We start from the raw sequence: 15,820 nt of genomic DNA, 5'->3' as shown, positions 1-15,820 counted from the left end.
CCTGCCATCGATACTAGGCCATATACCGTGCCAGGCAGTCGCGCCCGGTCGTCGCCGGATGCAATCGCGCGGCCAGAACGCACGCCATCAGCATGACGGCGACCGCAATGCCGTGTACCGGGTTGCGCAGACACGACGCGACCTGCTCGCTCCGCCCGACACCGAACAGGCACCACAGGCAGAAGTGCTCGCAGTTGTTCGTGAGCAGCCGGTATTGGCATTCGCCAAGACGCGATGCCGCGCGGCGCGCGGCTTCCGTTCCAACGTACAGCGTGCGCGCGTGTCGGATGACCGCGAGCCCGAAACCGGCACGGAAGCCGTCCAGGGTGACGACCTCGACCGGACCGCCGCTCGCGTGGCGTGACCATCCAGCGTAGTGAATTACGTTGCCGTCGCCAATGTAGATCCCGTGATGCGCATAGCCGGGGCGGCGGGTCACGAGGTGGGCACCGATCGGCGGTTCGCCATCCAGCATGGCGTCGTCGGCGTGCGCTGCGGTCGGATCAATCATCGCCAGCTCCTCGGTCCTGCGGCAGCGGGGCGGAAGAACCGCGTACCGGCCGCGAAACACGTTGTATCCTGTCACGTCTCCAGTATTGGTAGTGGGGCCGCGCGGGACAATCAGCGTGGCCTGAGCTTGCTGTCCGACGTCGGGCCACCGTGTCGGAAATTTCCGACGGGCCGTGCAATATCCGCTGACAGCCGTCACGAACGATTGCGCCGGCCGGATGCTGTTTCCCCCGTGTTTTCAGGCTTGCCGTGCCGCTCGGGCAGATGGGGCGCGATGACTGTTTCGCCGGGGCCCGTCCGGCTTCGTTCGGCTTCGACAGGCGCGCACTTGACTTGAGTCAACGGGAAATCGACGTTCCGCGCGACGCTGACATCGTCGTCGACGCGAATGCGCGACGTCACCGCACGCGACACGTTCCACGATCGGACGGGCGGCATCGCAGCCATGCGTGCTCAATCAGGAGAGTGAAGATGTGGACCGGAACCGTGAAGATGCTGCTGCTGGCAACCTGCTTGCTGAACGTCGGTGCGAGCGCGCTGGCTGAAACGTCGCCCGAGCCGATCGAGCGGAACGGTGTCGCGTATATCACCGGCGGAATCGGTCAGGACGAGGTCACCGCGTTTCGCGATGTCGCCCCGCGATACAACCTGCGGATCACGTTCGCATCGAAGAGGGGCCATTATCTTTCCGATGTCGATGTCACGCTGTCGTCCGGAAAGTCGACGATTCTCGACGCGCACACGAGCGGCCCGTTCCTGTTCGCCCGCGTGCCGCCGGGGCGATATACCGTGTCCGCGCACGACAGGGCCGTTCAGGAAGTTCGGCACGTCGTCGTACCGGCACGGGGGGCCGTCGATGTGCGCTTTTACTGGCACGACCCTGAACGGCACGGCGCAATGCGTCTGTGTGCCGAGTGTTCCGGATCGCAGCAGCATCCGGTCCGCTAGCCGCGCGCTAGGTCAGGACCGGCGAGGGGGCGAACTGACGATGCCGCAGCCGATCGCGGATTTTGACGCCGTCGACGCAGTGGACATCCGCTCGCAGGTCGACACCGCCGATGCTGCCGGCACGAAGGAATGGATACAGTGGAACGCGCTCGATCGCTACGATCCCGCTGCGCTACCGCGCTGACCGGCACGCTGCTGTTCGCGCTTGCGTCAGCCGGTGCGCACGCGGAGCCCGACACGGCCGTGGCGCAGCATCAGGCCGCCGTGATCGACGAGGCGATCGCCGCCGAGATCGCCGACGGCCATCTTGCCGGCGCGGTAGTCGTGACGGGCGATGCGGACGGCGTGCGGGTGCGCGTCGCGCGCGGCCTGCGCGTGACGGGTGAACATGTCGAGGCGATGACGGCCGATACCATCTTCGATCTCGCGTCGCTGACCAAGCCGGTGGCGACGGCGGTCGCAATCATGCAGCTCGCGGAGCGCGGCATGCTGAGCCTCGACGCGCCGGCCGCGCGCTACTGGCCCGCGTTCGGTGCGCACGGCAAGGCCGGCATCACGATCCGCCAGTTGCTCGCGCATGTGTCGGGGCTGCCGGCCGGTGTGTCGTCGTCCCGGGCGCTGCGCAGCCGTGCCGCCGTGCTGGCCGACATCGTCGCGATGACACCCGGCGCGCCGGCCGGCACACAGGTGCGCTACAGCGACGTCAACTACGTGGTGCTTGGCGAGATCGTCGAGCGCGTGTCGCACCGGCCGCTCGACGCGTGGTGCGCCGCACATGTGTTCGCGCCGCTCGGGATGGCGAGCACCGCGTTCCGGCCACCGCCGCCGCTGTTCGCGCGCGTGGCGCCCACTACCGTTCGCGATGGCCGTCTGCTCCGGGGGAGCGTCCACGATCCCGTCGCGGCCGCGATGGGCGGCGTTGCCGGCAACGCAGGCCTGTTCGCGAGTGCGGACGATCTGGCGCGCTTCGCGCGCATGCTGCTGAACGGCGGCGCGCTCGGCGCGGTGCGCGTGCTGGCGCGCCGCGGCGTCGCCGCGCTCGAGACGCCTGCCACGCTCGATGCGGAAGGCGACCTGCACACGCCAGGCTGGGCGGTCGGGCCGCCGCTCGTCGCGAACCGCTACCGGTTGCCGCCGGTCGGCGCGCTGCAACACTTCGGCTATACGGGCACGACGCTGTGGATCGATCCCGTGACGCGCCGCTTTGCGGTCGTGCTGACGAGCCGGCTGTATCCCGACGAAGCCGGCACGGCGATGCCATTGCGCTCGCTCGTGCTCGGCATCGTATCGAGCGAGGCCGCGCCCGTGACGCCGTCACAGATTGCGACGCGCGTGCCCGCGATGGCGGCGGCCATCGCGCAGGCCGGCCGGTTGCCGGTGTCGCGCGGGCCGGTGCTGGCCGGCATCGACGTGCTGGCGGCAAGCGGCTTCGCGGCCGTGGCCGGCAAGCGCATTGCGCTCGTCACGAACCGCAGCGGGTTCGACCGGTTCGGCCGGCGAACGGTCGACTTGCTCGCGCAGGCGCCCGGCGCGCGGCTCGTCGCACTGTTCGCGCCCGAGCATGGGCTCGGTACCGACGTCGACGAGACGTTCGCCGACACGATCGACGCCGCGACCGGTGTGGTCATTCACAGTCTCTACGGCGATCGCCGCAGGATCGCGCCCGCGCTGCTCGCCGACGTCGACGTGCTGGTGATCGACCTGCAGGACGCAGGCTTACGCTTCTTCACGTACCTGGCCACACTTGGTTACGCGCTCGAGGCCGGCGCCGCCGCGCATCGCCCGGTGCTCGTGCTCGACCGCCCGGACCCGCTGGGCGGCGATACGTTCGGCGGCCCAGTGGCCGATGCCGGGCCGGCCACGTTCACCGGCTATTACCCGTTGCCGCTCCAGCCCGGCATGACGCTCGGCGAACTGGCGCGGCTGTTCAACGACCGCCTGCATATCGGCGCGGCGCTGACCGTGGTGCCGATGGCGAATTACGTGCGTGCGATGCGCTTCGGCGATACCGGGCTCGGCCGGGTGCCGCCATCGCCGAACCTGCGCGATGGCGCCGCGTTGTCGCTGTACCCGGAGACGGGGCTCATCGAGGGAGCGGCGGTCAGTGTCGGGCGCGGCACCGAGACACCGTTCGGCGTGGTGGGCGCGCCGTGGATCGACGGGCGCATCCTCGCGGTCGATCTTCGCGCGATGCAGCTGGACGCGACATTCTCGCCGGTTCGCTTCGTGCCAGCGGAGGGGCCGTATCGCGGCAGGTTGTGCGAAGGGGTGCGCATCGAACGGCCGCCCGGCGCGGTGCGGCCGGGCGAGATCGGGCTGGCGCTCGCACTGGCGCTGCACCGGCGTTATCCGGCGCAGTTCCGGATCGATGCGATACGTGCATCGGTCGGCTCGCGCGAGGTGGCCGACATGCTGGAAGCGGGGCGGTCGCTTGACGATATCGAACGTGTCGTCGATGCGCAAGATGCTGCGTTCGCGCACGAGCGCCCGGCGTTTCTGCTGTACTGAATTCGCACCGGCGCGCGTATTCCGGATCGGCCGGGCAGCCGGCAGTGTTCGTTCGCCAGGCCGCACACACGGCCAGTACGTTTAGTACTGTCAGGAATCCGCCCGAACATAAACGCATCGATCAGGAGGATCGCGACGCGGAAATCCGTTCATTTCGCGCGCTTTGCCCGCAGTGCCCTTTGCGGCGCGGTGTTGTTTGCCAACATTGCCGGCGCACATGCCGATCACCTGACCAGTAGCCGGACGGCTACACGCCGCAGGCAGGCGAGGGCGCAATGTCGTCGCGAGGTCAACAGTTGTTCACGTCTCGACATGGGCGCGACCGGAATTGCGCGACCTGTCATGGCAGCACGCCGACCGGCGCCGGTCGGCACGTCGTCACTGGCAAGACCATCGAGCCGCTCGCTCTCACGTTCAATTCCGCCCGGCTCACGGATGAGGCAAGGACGGAAACTACTGGCTGGCAGCGCCGTTTCCGGGGTCGCAAGGCTGGCCATGCATGTAGCCCGGACCCATGCCCATACCCATGCCTTGCCCCCGATGCATGCCCCTCATGGGGGGAACATCCGGCAACTTGATGCCGCGCGCCTTCGCACGTTTCTGCATCTCAGCGTGGTGCTCGTCACGTATTTTCTCGCGCTCGGCGTCCGACGCCGCACCGCGCATACGGGTATGGTATTCATTCCGCTCGACCGGCGTCATCAGTTGACTACCGTAGATCATGCCGCCCGATTCGATGGCGGGACCACGAGTGGACTGACCTGGCTGGGCATCGGCCAAACAGGCCGTCATCGCGATCGCGACGCCGAGCAAGCACGTAACGGTGAACGTATTCGCTCTGGACATGACAGTCTCCAAGCCGTTTGCATGTGCTCCACCGTACACAGAAGGGGCGGTCGATCCTTTGCCTCAGATCAAGTACGCCGTGGTGAGCGTCAATACCATCGAACTACGCTGGAGATCACACTGTTGCCAACCGTGCGTCGCATCATTCCACGTCACCGTGTCAAGGCGTGATGCGCCGACTTGATCCCCTCATTCCGGAGTTACCCAGCCATGTCGAATTCACTGCGCTATCGTGAAAGAACCGCGGAGGTCGCCGAGCAACTGCGCAAGCTTCGGCAATCGCAGCCAGAACTCGTGTCCGCCTTCAGTGCGTTGGGCGCGGCCGGTACCGAAGATGGCGCGCTGACGAAGAAGACCCGCGAGCTGATCGCGTTAGGCATCGCAATATCATGCCGATGCGACGACTGTATCGGTTTCCATATGCAATCGCTGATCAAATTGAAGGCGACACGTGAGGAGGTCGAGGACGTCGCGGGTGTCGCCGTCTACATGGGCGGCGGCCCGTCGATGATGTATGCGGCACATGCCTTGATGGCGTTCGAGGAGCTTTCGATCTAAATGTCGATGTTCGGTCGTGCTGGAGCACCATGCGTCCCGGCCGCTTCTTGATCCGATCGCCGCCCTGATCGTGAAAAAAAACGCCACTTTCGGTTGGGACGCATTACATGGCTTGATGGATCGGGCGGCCGACGCCGAAGATGTGCAGGCGATCCGCGCGACGCTGCGTACGACACCGGACGTGCGCGACCTGCGCACGCGAAAGACGGGCGATCTGATCCTTGTGGACGTGCATCTCGACATCGACGCCGATCTCACCGTTGCGCGAGGGCACGACATCGCCGTCAACGCGCGTGCTCGCGGGATGAGGCATCACCGTGTCTTGAACGCGATGCCGCACGACGATCCCCGCAAGCGGGAAAGCGTCGCTGGAGTCACGTCCGAGATTCGAGGTCGGTAGGGAAGAACGGGTGGCCGACTGGCCGTTCAAAACGTCGCGTGCGCTGGTGTCATTCAGAGATGTGCGGATGATGGCCGCGACGGAACGTCAATCGACGTTCGTTGACGAGGGTACGCCAATCGAGTTTCATCAACGCGAAGACGAGGCCGAGCAAGACCAGTTGCGTGATGACGAAGTATCCGCCGAGGTAAGTGCCTTCGAGTTGAGATTCCACGTCCAGCCGGGTGGACGCAAAGCGGCCGAGGTGCGCCCAGATCGCATAGGTCGTTGCGCGACCGACGAAGAACGCCGCCGCGATGATTTTGAGTGGTAACCCGGAAAGTCCATATGCGATGAAGAGATAGTTCGACGGAAGCGGGCTCAATGCATAGAAGAAGAACGCGCCGGCGGTCAGTGTCCTGTGCTGTTGCAACCAGTGCGTGGCGATGTCGACATTCTCGCGATCGGATTCCGGCATCCAGCGGGACCGGACGAGCGATCTTGCGAAGGTAGCCAGAATGACGCGGCCCGTTGTGGCCGCGCCTGCCGCTACGACGGCAAAAATCAGCGGATTTCCGTCAGGCAGATTGAACCCGACCCACGACATCGCCATCCAGGTGGGCGGAGCGAACGCCGGCATGAGATTCAGCAGAAGAATCAGCAAAAAAAGCACTGCCAGCGTCAGCACGATACCGACTCCAGGTCATCTGGTACCACGTTTCAATTTTGCTGAAGAAAGGGGGCGACGACTTGACTCACGTCAAGCAAGACGCCGTGCCGGCATTTCGCAGGCGGCACGTCGTCCTGACCCATGTCAACGGTCGAACCGCGGCGTTTCCTAGACTGGTGCCACGCCGTCTGCAACCGGAATCGGACGCAGCGAACACGTCCATGCACGGCGATCGGAAATATCGTCATGTCTCGAATACCCTGGTCGATCGATCTCGTGTTGCTGGTCCTGGCGGCCGTTACGCTTGCCGGAGGAGGCATGTGCGTTGCGGTCGGTCTGCCATCGCTCGCGCGAGTCGTATGGCTGCTTGGTACGTTGCCGGTCTTGCTCGCGTTGACGGTTTCCCTTGCAAAGGCCGTGGCGAGGCGGCAGGCCGGCATCGATGTGCTCGCATGGCTGGCGATCGGGCTGGCGATAGCGCTCGATGAGACGCTTACTGCCGCGGTGATTGCGTTAATGTTGGCAAGCGGGCGGACGCTGGAGCAGTATGCGCAAAACCGCGCGCAATGCGAGATGACCGCGCTGCTCAGCCGTGCCCCTCGGCAGACAACCCGGTTCGAGAACGGTGAATGGCGTTCTATCGCGCTGGAAACCGTCCTCCCCGGTGACCGACTGCTCGTACGAAGCGGCGAATTCGTGCCGGTCGACGGTACGTTGACCGACGACGCGGAACTGGACGAATCCATGCTGACAGGCGAGTCATCCACTCAGCGGCGACGCTCCGGGGAAAGCGCATGCAGCGGCGTGGTCAACGCCGGTGCTCCGTTCGAAATGGTCGCCCGTACGACCGTCGGCGACAGCACGCTTGCGGGCATCGTCCGCATGGTCGAGCGTGCGCAACGCGAGCGCAGTCCGTCCGTACGTCTCGCGGATCGCTACGCCGCATTCTTTGTGCTCGTTTCGTTGCTCGTCGCGGGCATCTCCTGGTTGCTGACCGGCGAGGTCGCACGTGCGCTTGCCGTACTCGTCGTGGCCACGCCTTGTCCGTTGATTCTCGCCGTACCGGTCGCAATTGTTTCCGGTATGTCGCGTTGTTCGAAACGCGGTGTCCTAGTCAAAGGCGGAGGCGCACTGGAACGTCTTGCACAAGCAACGATTCTCTTCTTCGATAAGACGGGGACGCTGACGGCAGGGCGGGCACGTATCGTTGCGATCGAATGTGGTGCGGGTGTCGGAACGGACGATGTGCTGCGTTTCGCGGCCTCATTGGCTCAAGCTTCGGGTCATGTCATTTCGGATGCGCTGACGGTCGCCGCGCGGGAACGTCGCATCAGTCTGTCTCCGCCGTCGGCCGTCATTGAAACGGCCGGCGAAGGCGTCACCGGCTGGGTCGATAACAGGTCTGTCGCGATCGGCAAGTTCGGATACGTCTCTGCCCGCTCGACGATTGCGCCTTGGAGCGACGCCGTTCTAAGGCGGGTCGGCAGCCAAGGCGGGGCCGCTGTATTCGTCGGTGTGGATGGCGCCATGATCGGCGCGATTCAAATGGCCGACCAGGTACGGCTGGAAACGCCGAGGGCATTGCGGCTGCTGAAACGTGAAGGCGTCGAGCGCCTCATCATGTTGACTGGTGACCGGCGGGACATTGCTCAAGCCGTTGGCGAGCTGTTGGGTGTCACCGATGTGCGCGCCGAGCAAGCGCCAACGGACAAGCTTGCCGCAATTCAGGCAGCTCGCAAGGAGGGCGTGACGATCATGGTCGGCGACGGTGTGAACGATGCGCCAGCGCTGGCGGCGGCCGATGTCGGTATCGCGATGGGGGCGCGAGGGGCGGCCGCGTCTTCCGAAGCGGCCGACGTGATACTGCTGGTGGATCGGCTGGATCGACTCGTGGACGCGATGCGTATCGCACGACGCTCGCGCCGGATTGCGCTCGAGAGCGTGGTGACCGGCATGTCGTTGTCGGTTGCCGCAATGACGATTGCGGCGGCGGGATTCCTGCAGCCGATTGCCGGTGCGGTGATTCAGGAGGTCATCGACGTCGTCGTCATCGTCAATGCGTTACGCGTGTTGCTGGTTCGCCAGAGGTTGACGGACGCTCGGCTGACCGATGTCGATGTCGAGCAACTCAAGCGCGAGCACACGGCATTGTCGCCACTGCTGGACCAGATCAGGGACCTCGCGGATCGCATACCGAAGCTATCCGGGGTAACCATGACCAACGAGCTTGCTCAGGTCATCGACTCGCTGGAAGAGCGGCTGCTGCCGCACGAACGAGCCGACGATCTCGACGTCTACGCGCGCCTTGCCCCGCTGCTCGGTGGCGAGGACCCGCTTGCAGCGATGAGCAGCGCACACCGGGAGATCTTCAAGATGGTCCGATCACTCAGGCAGATGGTCACGGACATGCCGCATGACGAACCGGACACCATGCAGGTGCAGGCGATACAACGTTTGCTGTACGGCCTGGAAGCAATCGTACGCCTGCATTGCGCTCAAGAGGAGGAGCTGTTCCACGCAGTGGGAACAGATGCGTGACAAGGAAGCGCGTCACGCACGAGGCGAGTTCACGAGAAGGACCGGCGTCTTCGTGATCCGCGCGACGCGTCCGGCAACGCTACCGACAATCCAGCCCGTGATACCGCGCCGTCCATGCGTACCCATGACGATCATGTCCGCATTCCATTCGATAGCTTCGTGCACGATTGCGTGAGAAACGTCTGCGCCAGTTCGATCCGTTTGAATCAGATGCGACTGTGGCTGTCCGGTTGCACCGTCGAGTATGGCAGTGGCTTCTTGCAGTGCACGATTTCCTTCGGCGAGCAACGCACCTTCCAGTGTCGCGACTGGGACGAAGTCACCCAATGATACGGCGCGATCAAGCACGTATATCGCGCGGAATTCGGTGTCAGGTTTCGAGACTTGCAACCCGACTCGCAATGCGTGGAGTGCAAGAGGGCTTCCGTCGACGGCAAACAGCATCCGACGCGGCAGATGCTCGGCAACCGACGCGAAACCTTCCGGAACGATGAGCAGCGGACAACAAATAAATTTGCCGAGTGGCCCGGAAATCGTTCCTTCGATCCATCTGAGCAAGCCATGATGCTGACGTGCACCGACGATCAGGAGTTCGGCCTGCCAGGCTTCCGCACTTTCGACCAGCGCATGCACGATATCCCCGCCATGATTGGACAGATCGATGCATTCCGTGTCGATGGTGATGTCGTCGCGCGCCATTGCGTTTTTGGCGCGCGACAGAGAGTCGGATGCATCTTTGTGCAATTCGTCGCGCGCCGCTTCGAGAAACGCCGTGGTTTGGGATCCGAGCGAGACGAGTGTTCGCGGATTTTCCGCAACGCTGACGATGTGTACCGATGCATGCGATGGAACGAAGCATTTGGCATACGCGAGTGCATGAGCGGATGCGGTGGAACCGTCGATTGCGATCAGTACCCGTTGGGGAGCGGGGACTGCCTGATAGGGTGAAGTGCTGATGCTCATGAATATCTCCCGGTGACAACCGGCGGTCGTGCATACGGCAATTTTTCACACGTACGGTCTTTGCCGATTTGACCGTTGTCAAGCACCTTCGTCTTCACGGTGCCGCAGGATGATGGCGCGATCGCGACTCACCGATTTTACGCGCCGAGCGACCGGGGAAGTGCGCATTTGGACCGTTCGTGCGCGTGGCAGTTGCCACGTTGGCGCAAGAAACTGGGGGCCGAATTGATCCGGACGAATCGCGGCGTCGGCTACGTGGTGGAGAAAGCGTCGTGATGCGCTCGATCCGTCAACGGCTGACCTTGCTGCTGCTGTCAGGTGTCGTGGTGGTCTGGGTGTATTCGCTGGTCTCGAGCTACCGCCAGGTGATTCACGAGGCTGAGGAATGGGACGAAACCCGCGTCGAGCAGATCGCAAGAGCGTTCGTCGCGCTCGATGTGTCCAATCTCCCGGTTTTTGCGGACATCGTCCTCGGTTCGTCCGAAGACGACGACGGCGACTATGATGCGTCGCCGCGAAGGCTGTATCGGGTGAGCGACACCGATGGACGCATCCTGGCGGCCAGTCCGGGGCTGACCTCGCTCGATACGCCGGTGTTTCCCGCTGCGTCATCGAGCCCGATCCGGTTCAGCAATCCGAAGTGGCCGCCTACGTGCTGACCGATGCCGCGCGTGGCCGGACCGTGCGGATCTTCGAGCAACGCACGCACCGTTCGGACTTGTCCGCAGAGGTTGCGCGCAGCGTCGCCCGACCGCTCGCATTCGCGTTGCCCGTGCTGGCCGTGTTGATCTGGCTGGCGATCGGGCGCAGCCTGACGCCGCTGCGGACGCTGTCCGAGACGATCGAGGCACGTTCGCTCGACTGCCACGATACCATCGGAACGAAGGGCATTCCCGACGAAGTGCGGCCGCTGATCGCGGCACTCAATACATTGTTGCAACGTCTGCGCTGCTCGCTCGATCGTGAACGCGCGTTCACCCGCGACGCGGCACATGAACTCAAGACGCCGCTTGCCGCGCTCAAGGTACAGGCGCAGGTGGCACTCACGGCGCGTGATCCGGACCGTCAGCGGCGCGCGATGCAACGAGTCGTCGAGGGCGTCGACCGGAACACGCATCTGGCGGATCAGTTGCTTGCACTGGCGCGACTTGACTAGACGGTACCGATGCCCGGCGAGGACGTCGATCTCGCGCGCCTGGTACAGGTATGCGTGAACGATCACCAAGCGCGCGCGGATCGCAAGCGGATGTCGCTGACATCGCGCTCCAACGGTCACACCATCGTGCACGGCTCCGCCGACATTGATCCGCGTCCTGCTAGACAACCTCGTCGATAACGCGATCAAGTATGGTCGCGAGCAGGGGCGCGTCGAAATCGCAACGTGGCAGGATGCGGACACGATCTGCCTCCAGGTACGCGACGACGGCCCGGGCGTCCCTGGTGAAAATCTATCTAGGCTGCACGATCGCTTCTTCCTGGGCGAGGATCACGGCGAAAGCAGCAGCGGACTGGGGCTGTCCATCGTCGCGCGAATCGTGGCAAAACTTGGTGGGAGTTTCGCGTACATCGAAGGGCTGAATGGAATGGGATTTGGCGTCCGTGTCACGTTTCCCATGTCGGCGTGACCTGGAATCTACGATATGGTGTTCGACGCTCCGCGTGCATCGGGTACGCGATGCGCAGCATTGCAGAAACACCAGTTCGAATGGCGGCTTCATTGACTGATCCGTCGATAGTTGGCGAATACCTGCTGGGGACCCGACGTGCCAGCGTCATTACGATTGCCATTCAAAGTGTGGCGACTTGCAGGGCGGCATCGAACGTGATCACCAGCCCCGAGCACAGGACACCGAGCGCCATGTTCGCGAGCCAATGCTCGGCGTCGGGATGCTTGCCTGCCCATGCTGAAATAAAGAACAGCCCGTCGAGAATCACCTGCAGTACAAATAGGAACAGCATCAGCGTGAACTCGTAGCCGGCCTGCGGCAGTTGCGCGAAATGCCAGCCACGCCGGCTCACTCAATACCCGATCCGGTAAACCTCGTAGCCGGCCAGTGGCGGGGGCAACACGTAGGAAACGAAGTAAGTCGGCAAGATCACATGCCGAAACTCGGGAAGGAAATGATGTCCAGTCTGCATGGTTGGCTCCCAGCCTGAAAGTGGGGATTGGAATGATGCGATGAATCGTGCCCGCAGTGCACCGGGTTGGATCGACTCGCGCAGGCATGGCGAGGGATGCTTCCGAGGGTGAGGAATTGCGAAAAATATCTCGAGAAGAGGGGAAGAGATTTTTGCGTTGGCGAGCCGCACTACAGTGGGCCCCACGCGCAAGTTTGAAGGTCACCGATACGGAGCATAGAGATGATCCTTTTACGGAAATCGGGCATTGGGCCTGTCCTCCGGGCCCATCTCGCGAGTCCCCGCGTAGTGGGCCCTCCGTACGTCGCACGATGCAATGATTTTCTAAATTGGATACTTTTTCGATCATTTTTCCTCGGCCCGCAGCCTCCAGATCGGGAGTTTGATGCGGGCCATCGGTAGAAGTACGCATCCGGTTCAAATTTACGTTGACGAAACGGCGTTTCGTCATATTCTGAAAAATATTGTAAAAAAGCGCCGACGGCGCAATGCCCGCTTCGGTGCCAACAAGATCGGATGCAAACCCATCGAGAAGAACGACGAAGGGGACAACATGGTCAACCGGATCAGAGTGTATTGCCTTGCCTTGTTTGTACTGGCTGCGGCGGCGCTGTCGTTTTCCCCCGAGGCCATGGCAGTGCCGGCATTCGCGCGGCAAACCGGGCTCGCCTGCGTCGCGTGTCATGTCAGCTTCCCTGAGTTGACACCCTTCGGCCGCTTCTTCAAGTTGACCGCTTACACGCTTTCCAACAAATGGACGATCCCGCTCGCCGGGATGGCCCAGATATCGCAGACCAACACCCGAAGCATCAACAACACTAATTACGACTTTGCCCGCAATCAGGACGTCGTGCTGCAGCAGGCCAGCCTCTTCTACGGCGGGCGGATCGCTGGTCCGGTCGGGGCGTTCGCGCAGTGGACGTATGACGGGATCGCACACCACAGCGGGATAGACAATACGGATATCCGCGCTGCAGGACATTTCACGCGCGATGATGTCGATTTCATCTACGGCGTCACGGTCAACAACAATCCGACTGTCTCCGACGTCTGGAACACCACACCGGCATTCGGCTTCCCATATACCTCAAGCAGCATTTCTCTCACGCCAATCGCAGGTACGCTTATCGATGGTGGCCTAGCGCAGCAAGTCGCCGGCATAACAGCCTACGCTTTCTGGAACCGCACCATCTACGCGGAGTTTGGCCTTTATCGTACGGCCGATCAGATGTTTTCAGTGTTTCGGACCGGCCAGGACACTGTTACACCCGGTGGCGTCAAGCGACTGAGGGGCGCCAATCCGTACTGGCGGGTTGCTTACAATCGTGAGTTCGGACCGCATTCTCTCGAGGTGGGCACCTTCGGCATGGTCGCGGATGTCTATCCGGACAACACCATCCCGACCACCCCGACCGATCGTTTCACCGATTTCGGCCTGGACGCCCAGTACCAGTATCTGACGCTGTCACATGCATTCACAACGCAGATCGCATTCATTCACGAGAAGCAGGACTGGAGCGCAAGTTTCCCAAGCGGCGGAATCGGTGCGGGACCGACGCCCACCAATCCGACGGACCACCTGAATACCCTCAAGCTCAAGGCGTCCTATTACTACCAGCGCAAGTACGGTGCGACGCTGGGGTACTTCTCGACGACAGGCAGTGCGGACATGGGGTTGTACGGCGCCGTTCCAGTGACAGGCAGCGCCAATGGCCTGCCCGATACGCGGGGCATTATTCTCGAGCTCGACTACCTGCCGCTTCCGCAAGTGAAGCTGTCCGTGCAGTACACGTGGTTCCTCAAGTTCAACGGCGCGCGTTTCAACTACGACGGAAGTGGACGGAACGCCAGCGATAACAACACGCTGTACTTGCTCGCCTGGCTTGTTTTCTGACCTGCGAGGTAACTCATGCGCACTCTATCCTCCCTGTCGGGCGCGGCTCTGAAGAAGCGGCTTTGCTTGCCGATCTCGCTGGTCACTTTGTTTGCAGTCTCGGCGATCCTTGTCGGGTTGCCATCGACTACCCGGGCCGAAGATGGCGCGCGGCTTGCCGGCCAGCTTTGTGCTGCGTGTCACGGGGTACACGGCCATAGCGAGTCACCGATATTTCCTCGGCTGAGCGCCCAGACACCGGAATATCTTACTGCGCAGCTAAAAGGGTTCCGTGAACATGCGCGCGGCGAGACCGATGCCCGTTCGTACATGTGGGCAATCGCATCGCAACTCGACGATGCCACGATCGCATCGCTGGCCGAGTATTACTCGCATCAGGAGCCGGTGCGCGGTGCGCCTGGCGATGCGGCGTTGATGGCGAAGGGGCAGGAAATCTTCGAACATGGCGTGCCTGATCGCGGAACCGCGGCGTGCGCGTCATGCCACGGTGCAGAGGGCCAGGGAGTCGGTCAGTTTCCGCGCCTTGCTGGTCAGCACAAGGAGTATCTGCTTCGCCAGATTGACGTCTTCAGGAACGGCACGCGCGCGAATGCGCCGGTCATGACGGCAGTCGCGCACACCCTTGACTCAGATGAAGCGAAAGCCGTTGCCGAATGGCTCGAGTCCCGCTAACCGTCGAGGCAAAAGTGCGCGGACCGACCATGTCATCCGGAATGAGATGCTCGCGATTTCGGTCGGCCGCTGGCTAGCCCCGCAGCACTTGCGCTATAGGCCGTACTGCAATGCCAGGTCGAAGCCGATTACAACTAGCGAGCAGCCGAGGCCGGCCAGGAGATTTGCGACCCGATGTTCAAAATCGTGGTTGCGGCTAATCCACGCCGCAATCAGGAAAACGCATTCAAAGCCGACCTGAAGCGCAACGAACACAAGCATCAACAGGAACTCATAGCCCATGAACCGGAAGTTCATGAAGTTCATTCCGTATTCGGCGATCCACCTGCCCACTCTGAGAACCTCATATGCCAGCAACAGGATCGGAAAGACATAACTGGCAACGTAGGTGGGCACACTTGCGTGCCGTAGTTCAAGATGAAAGTGGCGAACGGCTTGCATATCCCCTCCTACGTCGACTTCTGGTACTCAATAAATGCTTTCTTGAACGGCACGGTGCCAGTTCCTGCTGACCCGCATTTGTATCAGGTCGGCCGTCCGTCGATCGATGCAACAGAGCGTTTAGCTTTCCTCATCCGGGATGGTGTTGACGATCATCGAGAGTAATTTTCCCAGATCATGTTCAAGCTTTGCCCCATCGAACGGATCGCGATTTGCTCCAAAGGCGGCGTCGATCTCTGCCCAGTCCTCCAATGTCAACAGACGCTTGGCGGCCGGCAAAATCAAAGTCTCTTCCAGGCACCGGTGGTCCGCATAGAACTCCGCATAGTCATCCATCAGCGCGCCCAGCGTACGAAGTGCAGAGGCACCCTTCAACTCATACCGGGTTAGCGCGTGTTCCAGATTTCTCAATTTCATGTCGCCTCGATCGTGCTGAGACTCCAGTTCATCAAGGACGCTGTCAAACTCATTGGTCCGCTCCCTCAATGGCCTGAACAGGTAGCGATCCTCTTTAGGATGGTGTACCTGCTGAGGGTATTCTCGGATGTAGTAAAGCATTGCCCGAAACACCATGAGGCCCGAAACGGGGGCACCTGCGACCAGCAGATGAACAAAGCGCCGCATGCCCTCGATCACGGTGGACAACTGGTCGTGCTCATGGAGGATGACGGTTATGGCACTACGCGACCCGACCGACGTCATCTCAAACTCCGCACCGACAAATGAAACTCATTTGCGAATCGACTTACTGCCT

At 62.3% G+C, this 15,820-nt stretch carries 16 protein-coding genes and 3 pseudogenes; 11 read left to right on the top strand and 8 right to left on the bottom strand.

Going from position 1 to position 15,820, the window contains the following annotated elements; genetic code table 11:
* Positions 1–13: 13 nt before the first annotated feature.
* Both CUJ89_RS27000 and CUJ89_RS38350 read right to left on the bottom strand, forming a co-directional pair.
* Positions 14–511: a lecithin retinol acyltransferase family protein gene (locus CUJ89_RS27000; RefSeq protein ID WP_114180391.1), complete on the bottom strand. Its 498-nt coding sequence runs from the start codon at positions 509–511 to the stop codon at positions 14–16.
* Positions 512–705: 194 nt separating this feature from the next.
* Positions 706–912: a hypothetical protein gene (locus CUJ89_RS38350; protein ID WP_201752426.1), complete on the bottom strand. Its 207-nt coding sequence runs from the start codon at positions 910–912 to the stop codon at positions 706–708.
* Positions 913–981: 69 nt separating this feature from the next.
* Between CUJ89_RS38350 and CUJ89_RS26990 the strand changes: the two genes are divergently transcribed.
* The 4 genes and pseudogenes from CUJ89_RS26990 to CUJ89_RS38655 form a co-directional block, all read left to right on the top strand.
* Positions 982–1,458, top strand: coding sequence for a carboxypeptidase regulatory-like domain-containing protein (locus CUJ89_RS26990; RefSeq protein WP_114180389.1), 477 nt, complete (start codon positions 982–984; stop codon positions 1,456–1,458).
* Between the two features lie 40 nt (positions 1,459–1,498).
* Complete coding sequence (locus tag CUJ89_RS38075; RefSeq protein WP_161556562.1) at positions 1,499–1,642, top strand: hypothetical protein; 144 nt, start codon at positions 1,499–1,501, stop codon at positions 1,640–1,642.
* Complete coding sequence (locus tag CUJ89_RS26985) at positions 1,588–3,966, top strand: serine hydrolase (RefSeq protein ID WP_201752336.1); 2,379 nt, start codon at positions 1,588–1,590, stop codon at positions 3,964–3,966. Before CUJ89_RS38075 ends, CUJ89_RS26985 begins: the two co-directional genes overlap by 55 nt.
* A 275-nt stretch (positions 3,967–4,241) precedes the next feature.
* Positions 4,242–4,412, top strand: a pseudogene (locus CUJ89_RS38655) (DUF1924 domain-containing protein); the annotation flags it as partial.
* A gap of 7 nt (positions 4,413–4,419) precedes the next feature.
* On the opposite strand, the gene CUJ89_RS38650 reads toward CUJ89_RS38655, so the two are convergent.
* Complete coding sequence (locus tag CUJ89_RS38650; RefSeq protein WP_236654973.1) at positions 4,420–4,812, bottom strand: hypothetical protein; 393 nt, start codon at positions 4,810–4,812, stop codon at positions 4,420–4,422.
* A 210-nt stretch (positions 4,813–5,022) separates the two neighbouring features.
* Between CUJ89_RS38650 and CUJ89_RS26970 the strand changes: the two genes are divergently transcribed.
* Together CUJ89_RS26970 and CUJ89_RS26965 are read left to right on the top strand one after the other, a co-directional pair.
* Entirely contained in the window at positions 5,023–5,370 is a 348-nt protein-coding gene (locus CUJ89_RS26970) for a carboxymuconolactone decarboxylase family protein (RefSeq protein WP_114180386.1), read from the top strand.
* Between the two features lie 40 nt (positions 5,371–5,410).
* A pseudogene (locus tag CUJ89_RS26965) lies at positions 5,411–5,770 on the top strand (cation diffusion facilitator family transporter); the annotation flags it as partial.
* 49 nt (positions 5,771–5,819) lie between these two features.
* On the opposite strand, the gene CUJ89_RS26960 reads toward CUJ89_RS26965, so the two are convergent.
* A complete protein-coding gene (locus CUJ89_RS26960; protein WP_114180385.1) occupies positions 5,820–6,437 on the bottom strand; it encodes a hypothetical protein in 618 nt (205 codons plus the stop codon).
* A gap of 228 nt (positions 6,438–6,665) precedes the next feature.
* On the opposite strand from CUJ89_RS26960, the gene CUJ89_RS26955 reads away from it, so the two are divergent.
* A complete protein-coding gene (locus CUJ89_RS26955) occupies positions 6,666–8,957 on the top strand; it encodes a heavy metal translocating P-type ATPase (RefSeq protein ID WP_114180384.1) in 2,292 nt (763 codons plus the stop codon).
* 12 nt (positions 8,958–8,969) lie between these two features.
* Here CUJ89_RS26955 and CUJ89_RS26950 read toward each other — a convergent pair whose 3' ends face one another.
* Positions 8,970–9,920: a universal stress protein gene (locus tag CUJ89_RS26950; RefSeq protein WP_114180383.1), complete on the bottom strand. Its 951-nt coding sequence runs from the start codon at positions 9,918–9,920 to the stop codon at positions 8,970–8,972.
* Positions 9,921–9,995: 75 nt separating this feature from the next.
* Here CUJ89_RS26950 and CUJ89_RS38645 point away from each other — a divergent pair, with 75 nt between their 5' ends.
* Together CUJ89_RS38645 and CUJ89_RS26940 are read left to right on the top strand one after the other, a co-directional pair.
* The gene (locus tag CUJ89_RS38645; RefSeq protein WP_236654972.1) at positions 9,996–10,196 is read left to right on the top strand and encodes a hypothetical protein; all 201 of its coding nucleotides are present in this window, start codon (positions 9,996–9,998) and stop codon (positions 10,194–10,196) included.
* A pseudogene (locus CUJ89_RS26940) lies at positions 10,196–11,545 on the top strand (ATP-binding protein). The gene CUJ89_RS38645 and the pseudogene CUJ89_RS26940 overlap by 1 nt, the downstream one beginning before the upstream one ends.
* A 163-nt stretch (positions 11,546–11,708) precedes the next feature.
* Here CUJ89_RS26940 and CUJ89_RS26935 read toward each other — a convergent pair.
* Entirely contained in the window at positions 11,709–11,939 is a 231-nt protein-coding gene (locus tag CUJ89_RS26935; protein ID WP_236654971.1) for a hypothetical protein, read from the bottom strand.
* A gap of 751 nt (positions 11,940–12,690) precedes the next feature.
* On the opposite strand from CUJ89_RS26935, the gene CUJ89_RS26930 reads away from it, so the two are divergent.
* Both CUJ89_RS26930 and CUJ89_RS26925 read left to right on the top strand, forming a co-directional pair.
* Positions 12,691–13,953: a cytochrome C gene (locus CUJ89_RS26930; RefSeq protein ID WP_201752411.1), complete on the top strand. Its 1,263-nt coding sequence runs from the start codon at positions 12,691–12,693 to the stop codon at positions 13,951–13,953.
* A 15-nt stretch (positions 13,954–13,968) separates the two neighbouring features.
* The gene (locus tag CUJ89_RS26925) at positions 13,969–14,625 is read left to right on the top strand and encodes a c-type cytochrome (RefSeq protein ID WP_114180382.1); all 657 of its coding nucleotides are present in this window, start codon (positions 13,969–13,971) and stop codon (positions 14,623–14,625) included.
* 93 nt (positions 14,626–14,718) lie between these two features.
* On the opposite strand, the gene CUJ89_RS26920 is transcribed toward CUJ89_RS26925, so the two are convergent.
* The gene (locus CUJ89_RS26920) at positions 14,719–15,066 is read right to left on the bottom strand and encodes a hypothetical protein (protein WP_114180381.1); all 348 of its coding nucleotides are present in this window, start codon (positions 15,064–15,066) and stop codon (positions 14,719–14,721) included.
* A gap of 120 nt (positions 15,067–15,186) precedes the next feature.
* On the bottom strand, positions 15,187–15,768 hold the full coding sequence (locus tag CUJ89_RS26915) for a hemerythrin domain-containing protein (protein WP_114180380.1): 582 nt from the start codon (positions 15,766–15,768) through the stop codon (positions 15,187–15,189).
* Positions 15,769–15,820: the final 52 nt, after the last annotated feature.

Source organism: Burkholderia pyrrocinia (genome assembly GCF_003330765.1).
In the GTDB taxonomy this organism is placed as follows: Bacteria; Pseudomonadota; Gammaproteobacteria; order Burkholderiales; family Burkholderiaceae; genus Burkholderia; species Burkholderia pyrrocinia_B.
The sequence above is the reverse complement of the archived record's forward strand: the minus strand, read 5'-3'. Positions and strand labels throughout refer to the sequence as shown.